The organism is Arthrobacter sp. TJ-236 (assembly GCF_058269235.1).
Genome location: NZ_JBZCNI010000002.1, coordinates 565924 through 578448 on the forward strand (window position 1 = coordinate 565924; position 12525 = coordinate 578448).

At 70.9% G+C, this 12525-nt stretch carries 2 protein-coding genes; both read left to right on the forward strand.

The annotated features are described in order from the left end of the window. Positions 1-139: 139 nt before the first annotated feature. Complete coding sequence (locus AC4D16_RS11290; RefSeq protein ID WP_490955062.1) at positions 140-6256, forward strand: Ig-like domain-containing protein; 6117 nt, start codon at positions 140-142, stop codon at positions 6254-6256. A gap of 186 nt (positions 6257-6442) precedes the next feature. Continuing rightward, positions 6443-12478: an Ig-like domain-containing protein gene (locus AC4D16_RS11295; protein WP_490955063.1), complete on the forward strand. Its 6036-nt coding sequence runs from the start codon at positions 6443-6445 to the stop codon at positions 12476-12478. The last annotated feature ends 47 nt before the right edge of the window (positions 12479-12525 follow it).

Sequence of the window (12525 nt, forward strand, 5' to 3'; positions counted from 1 at the left end):
GATCCGTCGAGGTGCATTGGCACATCGGGGGAGCCGTGCGACACTGCTAGCGACCACCCGTTCGCCGCCCGCCCTCGGTCCAGGGTGGATTCCGCGGTTCGGCGTGGGTCGAGCTGGGTCGAATCAACAGGTAGCAAGGGTGACGTTCGTGGGTCTCAACCGCATGACTTCGCGCCGCAGACGTGTGGCCTCGGGTGCCGTCGTCACGGCCGTGACGGGTGCCGTCGTCGCCGGCGCCCTCCTGTACCCCGGCTTCGCCACCGCGGACGTGGACCTCAACGACGGCGGCGTGTGGGTCACCAACGAGAACCTCGGCATGGTGGGTCACCTCAACTACCCCTCCCGCCTGCTCGACGGCGGGTACGCCGCGAACAGCGACGCCTTCGACATCACGCAGGACGCCGCGACGGTGTTCAACATCAACTCCGACCAGTCCAAGGTCAGTCCGGTGGACATCGCCAACGTGATCCGCGGCACCGAGGTGCAACTGCCCGGCGCGGCCGTCCTCGCGATGGGCGGGTCGACCGCGACCGTCACCGACGCGACCACCGGCTCGGTGTGGATCACCACCACCTCCGCGCTCACCGCCTTCAACGACCAGGAGGAGGACCCGGTATCCTCCGGGACCGGCTCGGTGGCCGCCGTCTCCTCGGGCGGGCGCGTCGTCGTCGCGAATCCCGATGCCTCGACCATCACCTCGTACGCCGTGCGCACGGACGGCACGTGGGACGAACCCGAGGTCCGCGAGGCACCCGAGCTGGCGAACACCGGCGACCTGCAGGTCGCGACGGTGGGTGAGGACGCCGTCGTCCTGGACCCGGCGTCGGGCCTCGTGATCCTGCCGGACGGCGGGACGGTCACCTTCGAGGACACCGAGCGCGCGAAGCTGCAGCAGAGCGGGCCCTCGGCGGAGTACGTCGCCATCGCCACGGAGACCTCCCTCATCCAGCAGCCGCTCGACGGCGGGGACGCCGTGATCACGGACATCGGCAACGGTCTGCCCGCCGCACCCGTGATGCAGGGCTCCTGCCTGCACGCGGCGTGGGCCGGAGCCGAGACCTACATCCGGGACTGCCTCGACGACGGCCAGGACCGGCGCGAGGACATCCCGAACATCGGAGCGCAGTCGGAGCTGGTGTTCCGCGTGAACCGCGACGTGGTGGTCCTCAATGACGTCGCGGCCGGTGACGTCTGGCTCGTGCAGCAGAACCTGGAACTCGTGGACAACTGGGGCGACATCGTGCCGCCGAAGGACGAGTCGGACGAGGAGGACCAGGAGTCGGCGAGCGAGAACCCGGTGAACACGCTGCCGGACCGTTCGGGCGAGAACCGCCCGCCCGTCGCCACCGATGACAGTTTCGGTGCGCGCGCGGGTCGCACCACCATCCTCAACGTCCTCGACAACGACACCGACCCCGACGGCGACCTGCTGACGGCCACGCTCGCCGGTGATCAGCCGCCGTCGGGCACGGTGCAGAGCATCTACGACGGCGCCGGCATGCAGATCGTGGTGCCCGACGATGCCCCCGTGGGCCGCAGCACCTTCCGCTACGAGATCGAGGACGGCCGGGGCGGCAAGGCCGGCGCCTCGGTGACCGTCGACGTACGGGGCCCCGAGAGCAACGAGGGGCCGCGGGCGAAGCGCCCCACGACCATTCTCGTGGAGCAGGGCCGCAGCGTCGGCCAGAACATCCTCAACACCTGGGAGGACCCGGACGGCGACGACCTCTTCCTCGTGAGCGCCACCCCCACGCCCGACGGCGACCAGGTCCGGACGCGCTCGGACGGCCTGCTCTCCTTCCGCGACGTCGGCAAGAGCCAGGGTGTCAAGGAGGTTCCCATCGTGGTCTCGGACGGACTGGAGCAGGTCGAGGGCACCATCGTGTTCGACGTCCGCGCCAACGGGATCCTGCCGCCGGTGGCGAACTTCGACCACTTCACGGCCGTGGTGGGCCAGGAGGTGCAGCTCTCGCCCCTCCAGAACGATCTCGACCCCGCGGGCGGGCAGCTGAGCCTCGCGAAGGCCGAGGTGACGGGCAGCGAGGGCACGGTGACGCCGGACTACGACACCGGGACGGTCGCCTTCACGCCCACCGCGCCCGGCACGACCTACGTGGAGTACCTCGTCACCAACGGTCCGCAAACGGCGAGCGGGCTGATCCGCGTGGACGCGAAGACCAGCGGTATCGAGGGCGCACCGGTGGCCGTGCGCGACGTCGCCCTGCTCCCGCGCAACGGTGACGTACTCGTGGACGTCCTCGCGAACGACACCGACCCCACCGGTGGCGTCATGGTGGTGCAGTCCGTGACCACCCCGGACGGCTCGCCCCTCGACGTCGCCCTGCTCGACCACAACATCCTGCGCATCCACGACGTACGGGGGCTCGACCAGCAGACAACCCTGCAGTACACGGTCTCGAACGGCACGGCGTCGGCCACGGGCGAGGTGAGCGTGCTGTCGGTCGCCGGGCCGGAGACGCTCCTGCCGCCGCAGGCGAGCGCGGACGAGGCGACGGTGCGCGTGGGGGACGTCGTCACCATCCCGGTGCTGGACAACGACACACACCCGAACGGGGACGCCCTGACGCTCGACCCGGTGCTCCCGCAGGGCGTGGACCCGGCGGACGGACGGATGTTCGCCTCCGAGAACGTGCTGCGCTTCGTGGCCGGGGAGACGGCCAAGACGGTCTACGCGATCTACAACGTGAAGGACACGACCGGGCAGATCGACTCGGCCGAGGTGCGCATCACCATCAAGGCGCGCGACGACGCCAAGAACACGCAGCCCGTGCCGAAGAACCTCGAGGGCCGTGTGATCGCGGGATCCACCGTCCGCATCCCGGTGCCGCTGGACGGCATCGACGCCGACGGCGACTCCGTGTTCCTCACCGGCATCGACAGCGCACCGACACAGGGTGCGGCCGTGCCGGGCACCAACTACATCGACTTCACGGCATCGGCCGCCGGCGCCGGCACCGACTCCTTCACCTACCGGGTGCGCGACCGCTTCGGGCTGGAGAACACCGGCACGGTGCGGGTGGGCATCGCGCCCGCCTCGGAGGCCAACCAGAAGCCCATCGCGGTGAACGACGGCGCCATCCTCCGACCGGGCCGCGCGATCGCCGTCGAGGCCCTGCGCAACGACTCCGACCCGGACGGGGACATCGTGCGCCTGGATCCGGACGAACTGGCGGCAACACCGCCCGAGATGAACCCCGAGGTGAAGGACGCCCGGGTGCTGTTCACGGCCCCGGAGGCGCAGGGCACGTTCAACGTGCGCTACCAGGTGGTGGACGGGCGCGGAGGAGCGGCGGACGGCAACATCACCGTCACCGTGGACCAGAACGCGGAGCTCCTCCTGCCGATCGCCCGCGACGACCGCGTGGAGCCCGCGGAGACCCGCGGCGAGACGGCCGTCGACGTGCCGGTGCTGGACAACGACGAGGATCCCGACGGGGTCCGCGAGGACCTCGTGGTCACGGTGGACCCGGAGTTCACGGGGGCGAGCGTCGGGGACGACAACATCGTCAGGGTGGACCTCACCGAGGAGGACCAGTTGATCCCGTACCAGGTCGAGGACATCGACGGAGGCGTGGCCCGCGCCGTGATCTGGGTCCCGAGCCTGAGCGAGCAGTACCCCACGCTGGTGTCCGACGCCCCGATCGACGTGACGGCCGGCGAGGACCTACCGCTGAACCTCGAGGAACTGGTGGAGGTCCGCGAGGGCCGTTCACCGCGCATCACGGTGGCCGAGAAGGTCACGGCCATCGGCGTCGACAACGCCGCCGAGCTGATCCGGGACCCGTCCACCCTCGTGTACGGGGCGGACATCGGGTACGCCGGACTCGGTACCATCACGTTCGAGGTCACCGACGGCACCGGGCCCGACGACCCCGAGGGCCTCACCAGTACCCTCACGGTGCTCGTCAACGTGATTCCCGCGCCGGAGACGAACCTCCCGCCCACGCTGACCTCGGCCTCCCTGGAACCCGCCACCGCGGAACCCGCCGTGTCGCTCGATCTCCGCCAGCTCGCGTCCGACCCCAACCCCGAGGACGTGGACGGCCTGACCTTTGCGCTCGACGGGGAGATCCCTGAGGGCTTCGACGCCCGCCTGGACGGGTCGGTGCTGGAGGTCAGTGCGCTGGACTCCGCGAGGGTCGGCACGGTGGGCCGGCTCGGCATCTCCGTCTCCGACGGCGAGGCGACGGCGCTGAACTCCGTGGCGCTGACCGTCCTCGCGTCGAGCCGTCCGCTCGCGGTCGCGAACACGGACATCGTGCCGAAGGCCATTCAGGGCGAACCCGTCACCGTGCCCGTCCTCGACAACGACGTCAACCCCTTCGAGGACGCACCCCTGACCATCGTCACCGTGATCGCCGACGGCAACGGCAGCGCATCCCAGCAGGGCGACTCCGTGGTGGTGACGCCTGCGGACACCTTCGTGGGCAGCATGACCGTGCAGTACACCGTCGGTGACAGGACGGAGGATGCGAACCGCTACGTGACGGGGCAGATCCAGCTCACCGTCGAGGGGAAGCCCGGAGTGCCGGGCACGCCCACCGTCGAATCGACGCGGAGCCGCGAGGTGGTCATGTCCTGGGACCCGCCCGCCAGCAATGGCTCGCCGATCACGGGCTACACCGTCACGAGCGCCAACGGCGTGAGCCAGGAGTGCCCCACGACCACCTGCACCATCACCGGCCTTACGAACAACGTGGAGTACGTCTTCCAGGTGACGGCGACCAACGCGAACGGCACGTCCGATCCCTCGCCCGCCAGTGCCCCGGCGCGGCCGGACACGAAGCCCGACCAGCCGGCGCCACCCACGCTCGTCTTCGGGGACCGCTCGCTCACCGTGAACTTCACCCCGCCGAACAACGAGGGCTCGCCCATCGAGGGCTACGAGCTGCAGATCTCGCCCGCGCCGCCCAGCGGGGCTCCGCAGCGCTCCGCCGTCGGGAGTCCGGTGGTGTGGGAGGGGCTCGAGAACGGCACGGCGTACAAGGTGCGTGTCCAGGCGCGCAACGCGGCCCCCGACCCCTCCGCCTTCAGCGACTACTCCGCGGCCGAGACGCCCGCAGGCCTGCCGGGCGTGCCGCAGGCGCCCACCACCACGCGTGCGCAGTCGGTCGGCGCGCAGAGCCAGCTCTCCGTGGACTGGAACGACGCCGACCCCAACGGCGCCCCGGTGACCCAGTACCAGGTGCAGGAGTACCGCGGCGGGGCTCTCGTGCGGACACTGCCCGAAACCCCGGCGTCGCAGCAGACCATCACGGTGGACAACGCCGAGGCGGACTACTCCTACGCCGTGAGGGCGCTCAACAAGGCCGGCTGGTCGGAGTACGGTGCAGTCTCGGCGCCCCGCCGTGCCGTGGGCAACCCGTCACCTCCGGCCCCGCCGCAGCTCGTCGAGGCCGACACCGGGGGAGCCGGACGGTCGGTCACCCTCACGTTCTCCCCGCTCTCACCCGCGCAGCGCAACGGCGCGCGCGAGAACGAGGTCTCCTACCAGGCGAGCTTCAACGGCGGAGGCTGGCGGCCGATCAGCCAGAACCAGACGGTGGGCGGTTTCCAGAACGGCCAGGGCGTCACGGCGGCCGTCCGGGCGATCGTCAGCAGCGACGGTGCGAACTACACGAGCGACCCCAGCGGGGCGTCCAACACCGCGCAGCCCTACGGCTCGCCGGGAGCGGCAACGGCCGGTGGCCGTGACGCGCCTGATGGTGATCGCACCGTCGATCTGAACTGGGGACCTCCCAACAAGGCGGCGCACGACGTCGCCTACATCGAGGTACGTATCGATGGGGGTAATTGGGAGAGGGCACGCGACGAAGGGTCTCGGGAGGTGGGTGGCAACTACGGCGAGAACCACACCATTCGAGTGAGATCAGTCAACTCTCGGGGCGAGAATGGCCCCGTTGCTGAAGCTACTGCCAGGGCAGGCGACGAGAAGCGACCGGATCAGGTACCGACGACTCTGCACGGCGCCATGGAGCGTAGCTGTACCGACACGGCAAACCGTCCGAGCTACAACCCGAAAGAGTTCACCTGTGACGGCATCAGCGCTGACAGGGAACCCTGGTTCTACGCGGGACAGAACTTCACGGTCGGCTGCCACATCACTCACACCGACGGGTACGGGGTAACCGGTAACTGGTATCGCATCGTCAGCCCCCGCAATAACGGCCGGTATGTCGACGCAGGCCACACGACCCTTGGCCAGCCAAGTCAGAACAGTCCTGGTCCTTGTTGACCGGTCTTGGGGTCCGGCGTCATTCCGGCGAGGAAACTGTGCGGACACCACTCCGGGGAGGGTTCGCCATGGGTAGTCCTGCCCATCGGGTCACGCCTGCCGTCGTGGCTACACTGATGCAGGCGCTGTTCGATCAGGCGCTCTAGGTCTCTCGGGGGAATCAAGGCACATATGGGTGGTCTCAGCATGCGCAGGCGCAGATCGATCAGCGCGGTGGCGTTGTCGGTCGTGGGCGCACTCGCCGTGACCGGTGCGGTGCTGTACCCGGGGGTACGGACCGCGGACGTGGACCTCAACGACGGCGGCGTGTGGGTCACGAACCTGGCGCAGGGCAAGATCGCGCACCTGAACTACCCCTCCCGTACCCTCGACGGCGGCTTCGCCGCCAACAGCAACTCCTTCGACGTGCTGCAGAACGCCGCGTCCGTCTTCACCGAGAACCGCGACGTCGGAGCACTCAACCGGGTGGACACCGCGAGTGTGACCACCGGGGAGGAGCAGCCGCTGCCCGCCTACGAGGACGTCCTGCTCGGTGCGCGCTACGCCCTCACGGTCAACGCGACGGACGGGACGGTCTGGCTGGCGGACACCGCCGGTCTCGCAGAGCTCACCACCGAGGACGCGACGCCGCTGGTCGAGGGAGCTCCCGGTACCGTCGGCGCCATCGGTCCGGACGACACCCTCGCCGTCGCGGACCCCGGCGCGCACACGCTCACCACCTGGACGCTGGAGGACGGCGCCTACGGCGAACCCCGTACCGTCACCGCCGCCGAGATCACGGGAGAACTCCAGGTGGCCGTGGTGGGTGCCCGCGCCGTCGTACTCTCGGACGCCGGTGACCTCGTCACGGACGACGGGGAGGTCCGTCGTCTGCCGGACGCCGACGGTGCCCTCCTCCAGCAGAGCGGCGGGGAGGCCGACGGCGTGGCGATCGCCGCTCCCTCCGCACTCCTCGACGTGCCGCTCGACGGCGGCGAGCCCCGGAGCACTCCCACGGTCACGGCGGGCCAGCCGATCGCCCCGGTGCAGCTGGACGGCTGCATCCACGCGGCCTGGACCGGATCCGCCGAGTACCTGCGCTCGTGTGACGACCCCGCGAACGACGACGCCGGCACCATCCCCTCGCTCGGGGCCCGGTCCGAACTGGTGTTCCGCACCAACCGCGACATCGTCATCCTCAACGACCTCACCGGCGGCAACGTGTGGCTCGTCCAGCAGGACATGGTGCTCGTGGACAACTGGGACGAGATCATCCCGCCCCCGGAGGAGAGCGACGAGGAGGACCAGGAGTCGGCGGACGAGAACCCGCTCAACACCCTGCCGGACCGCACGGGGGAGAACCGGCCGCCGGTCGCCGAGGACGACGCCTTCGGTGTCAGGCCCGGCCGCACCACGCTGCTCCCGGTGCTCGACAACGACTCGGATCCCGACGGCGACATCCTCACGGTGACCGTGCAGGGCGAGAACCCGGGCATCGGTGCGGTGCAGCCCGTCTACGACTCCACGGGCCTGCAGGTCGTGGTGCCGGCGGACGCCGCTCCGGGGCGGCAGACCTTCGATTACCGGGTGGACGACGGCCGCGGCGGCAACGACACCGCCCAGGTGCAGCTCGAGGTCCGCTCGGTCACCGCCAATGGCGCTCCCTCGCCGAAGCGCGCCACACGCCTCACCGTGGAGCAGGGCGCCACCATCTCCGCGAACATCCTGTCCGACTGGGAGGATCCCGACGGGGACGACCTCTTCCTTCAGTCCGCGACGGTCGGCGTCGAGGGGGACCAGGCTCGCACGCGCGACGACGGCCAGCTCACCTACCGGGACGCGGGAGGGACGCTCGGCCAGAAGGAGATCACCGTCGTCGTCTCCGACGGCCAGGAGACCGCCGAGGGCATCGTGCTCCTGGACGTCAAGCCGAGCGGCAACGTCCCTCCGCAGGCGAACTCCGACCACATCACCGTCGTCGCGGGTCAGGAGGTGGTCGTCGCGCCGCTCAGGAACGATCTCGATCCCAGCGGCCGCGGACTGCGGCTCACCCAGGCCACCCCACCCGACACGGCAACGCTGACACCCGACTACGAACTCGGCACCTTCACGTTCTCCTCGGCCACGCCCGGCACGGTCTACATCCCCTACGTCGTCGCGAACGGACCGGCGACGGCGGAGGCGCTCGTGCGCGTCGACGTCACGCCGGAGGGCGGTGCGCCGGGTGATCCCATCGCCGTCCGCGACGTCGCCCTGCTGCCCGCGGGAGGGCAGACGCTCGTTGACGCCCTCGCGAACGACACCGACCCTGCCGGCGGAGTGCTCGTCCTGCAGTCCGTCACGCTGCCGCCCAACAGCGAACTCAACGTCGCCATCCTCGAACACGACGTCCTCCGGGTGACCGACGCGCGGGGACTGCGCGCCCCGACGACGTTCTCCTACACCGTCTCCAACGGCGTCACGAGTGCCACCGGCCAGGTGTCGGTCCTCCCGCTGCCTGCTCCCGAGACCCTCGAACCGCCGAGGGCGGCGGCCGACGACGTCACCGTGCGGGCGGGTGATGTCGCGACGGTGTACGTCCTCGACAACGACGTGCACCCCGACAACGCCGAGCTCGCGCTGGCCCCGGACCTCGTGGAACTGCCGAGCGGGGGCAGCGGACTCATCGCGGTGTCGGGGAACGCCGTCCGGTTCAAGGCCGGCACCGCCGCCGGGACGTTCAACGCCGTGTACGCCGTGCTCGGACCGGACGGCCAGACCGACTCCGCGCAGATCACCTTCCGGGTCACGCCCGCGACGGGGGAGAACAACGCGCGCCCCACGCCGACGTCGCTCGAGGCACGGGCCATCGCGGGGAACCCGACGAGGATCGTGATCCCGCTGGACGGCATCGACCCCGACGGCGACTCGGTGTCCCTCGTGGGGATCGACCAGGCACCGACCCGCGGGACCGCCACCGTGGGTGCCACCTTCATCGAGTACACCTCGGCGAACGACGCGTCGGGCCAGGACGCCTTCAGCTATGTCGTCGAGGACCGCTACGGCGCCCGCTCGACGGCCACGGTACTCGTGGGGATCGCGCCGCCGTCCGCTGCCAACCAGCCGCCCGTCGCGGTCGACGACGCCATCGCGGTCCAGCCGGGCCGGCGCGTCAGCGTGGACGTCCTGAAGAACGACTCCGACCCCGACGGGGATCCGCTCTCGGTCACGCTGGAGGGCCTCCAACTGCCCGAGGGCCTCGGCGCCGAGGTCATCGAGGGGAAGCTCTTCTTCGACGCGCCTGCACAGCCGATCACCACGGCCGTCCCCTACCTCGTCTCCGACGGCCGGGGCGGCGACGTCATCGGCACCGTCCGCATCGACGTCTCACCGACCGCCCGCCGACTCGCGCCGGTGGCCTTCGACGACCGCGTCTCCTTCGCCGACACCCGCGGCCGCACCGCCGTGGACGTACCCGTGCTCGACAACGACGTGGATCCCGACGGCGCGTTCGACGAGCTCGACGTGACGTTCCCCGAGAACACGGAGGGCGTCACGGCCCTCGAGGACGGCCGCGTGACCGTCACCCTGCAGCAGGAGGCGCAGCTGATCCCGTACCAGGTCACGGACCTCGACGGTCTCACCTCCGTGGCGTTCATCCGGGTACCCGGATTGGCGGACCAGCGGCCCGCGCTGCGGGACACCGCGACGCTCGAGGTGCAGACCGGCGACGAACTCCTGCTGGACCTGACGGAGCTGGTGGTGGTGCGGGAGGGCCGCGTGCCGGTGATCACCGAGGACTCGCGGGTCACGGCCATCGCGTCCGACGGCGGTGCGCTCGTCCGCGACGTCTCCACCCTCGCCTTCACGTCGGCACTCGACTACGCGGGAGCGGCGTCGGTCACGTTCGAGGTCACCGACGGCGAGTCCGCGGACGACCCCGAGGGGTTGACGTCCGTCCTCACGGTCGGCATCCGGGTGCTTCCGGATCCGGACCGCAACACCCCGCCCACGCTCACCTCGGGCGGACTCCAGGTGGAGCAGCAGGGGTCGGGGCGGCTCGACCTCCAAGGTCTCGCCGCGGACGAGGACCCGCAGGACGTCGATGCCCTCACGTTCTCGGTGGTGGACGCCCCGGCAGGCCTGAGGGCTCGGCTGGACGGCTCCGTGCTGGACGTCTCCTCCGACGCCGCCCCCGGGACGCGTGCCGCCCTCAGGGTCGCCGTCGAGGATCCTCGCGGCGGGCGCGCGGAGGCGATCGTCGACGTCGTCGTGGTGTCCTCCCGCCAGCCCCTCGCGGTGGCGAACGACGACGTCCTCGCCGACGCCGCGCAGGGCGAGACGGTCACGGTCCCGGTCCTCGCGAACGACACCAACCCCTTCCCGGACGCGCCGCTGCAGCTGCTGAACGCGGAGGTCGAGACCGGCGTGGGATCGGCGTCCGTGGTCGGCTCGGAGGTCAGTGTGACCCCGGGCGACGACTTCGTGGGCACCATGGTGGTGCGCTACCGCGTCGGCGACCGCACGGAGGCCGCGGACCGCCAGGTGGACGGCCGCATCCGGCTCACCGTGCGCGGCCGGCCGGACACGCCTGCGGCCCCGTTCGTGGTCGAGGTCCGCAACCGGACGGTGGTGCTCGAGTGGGATCCGCCGGCGTCCAACGGAGCGCCGATCACGGCCTACACGGTGCAGGGCAACGGCTTCAGCCAGTCCTGCCCGTCCACCACGTGCACGCTCACGCCCCTCACCAACAACGTGGAGTACACCTTCACCGCGACCGCGACCAACGAGGTGGGGGAGTCGGACCCGTCCGCGGCCTCACCCGTCGCCCGGCCGGACGAGAAGCCGTCGACCCCGGGCGCGCCGACGCTCACCTTCGGCGACGGTTCGCTCGCGGTGCAGTGGGCGGTCCCGGCGACGGAGGGCTCGCCCGTGGAGACCTACGACCTCGAGATCTCGCCCGCGCCGCCGGGTGGGGCAGCGCTGCGGGCAGGCGTGCAGGGAACCTCGCTCGAATGGACGGGACTCACGAACGGGACGCCCTACCAGGTGCGCGTGCGCGCCTACAACCGCGCACCGGACCCGTCCGAGTACAGCGCGTACTCCGCGCCCGAGGTCCCCGCGGGGGCCCCCGCCGCTCCTGCAGCGCCGCTCTCCGCGCTCGGCTCGCGCGGCGGTGAGGCCAACTCCGTCATGAACGTGAGCTGGGCCGCGCCGAACAGCAACGGTGCCGAGATCCAGAGCTACACCCTCACCACCCTGCAGAACGGGCAGGCGGTCACCAGCACGGAGCTGGGCGGGTCGCAGACCTCCGCCCCGGTCACGGTGGCCAACTCGGAGGCGCCCTACAGCTTCACGGTGACCGCGACGAACAAGGCTGGGGTGTCCGCGGGGAGCCCGCCGTCGGCACCCCGACAGGCCTCGGGTGCGCCCGGCGCGGTGACCGGGTTGTCGGCGACCGAGGGCGACCGCTCCATCGGCATCGCGTTCGGCGATGCGGCCCGGAACGGCGCGGCGGCGGACCAGCTCGTCTACGAGTACAACACCGGCGCCGGGTGGCGCCAGGTGCCCGGGGACCGCGTGATCCGGGACGGGATCAGCAACGGCAGCACCTATCGCGTGAGCGTCAGGGCCGTGAACACCGCGGATGGGCAGTCGCTCCCGGGGCCGGAGTCGCAGTCGAACGCCGTGGTGCCCTATGGTGCGCCGAACGCGCCCGGCGTGCAGGCGCAGAAGAACGGCCTGTCCGTGCGCTTCACCGTCACCCCGCCCGCCGGCAACGGCCGCGACATCACCGGTTTCGACTACACGACGTCGGACGGTCAGAGCGGCAGCTTCGGCGCCGGCGGCGGCTCGATCGACAAGGGCTCCACCGCCGACACCGACTGGAGCATCCGCGTGACCACGCGCGACGCCGCGGGGCAGCGCTCCGGCGAGGCCACGGCGTCGGCGAGGACGGATCCGACCACCCTGCTGATCGGGCGCGGTGCGCAGCGCTCGACGCCCGACTCCTCCTACAACTGGGAGCAGTTCCGCGTGAACAACTTCCCGCCCGGGCGGTACAGGGTCAGTTGCTATGCGGACCAGACGAACGGCGGAGCCACCCCCTACGCGGTCGGGGAGGACACCTTCCCGGAGTCCGGCACCTTCCAGAGTTCGGTCTGCTACGGCAAGTTCGACGACAACACGTCCTCACCCGGATACCTCCGCGTGGTGATCGACGGCGTGGGCGAGTTCCGCGCCGACGGCGGATGGGACTTCTAGGCAGGACCCGCACCGCCAGCACCCGCATCACCACCACCAGCACGAGC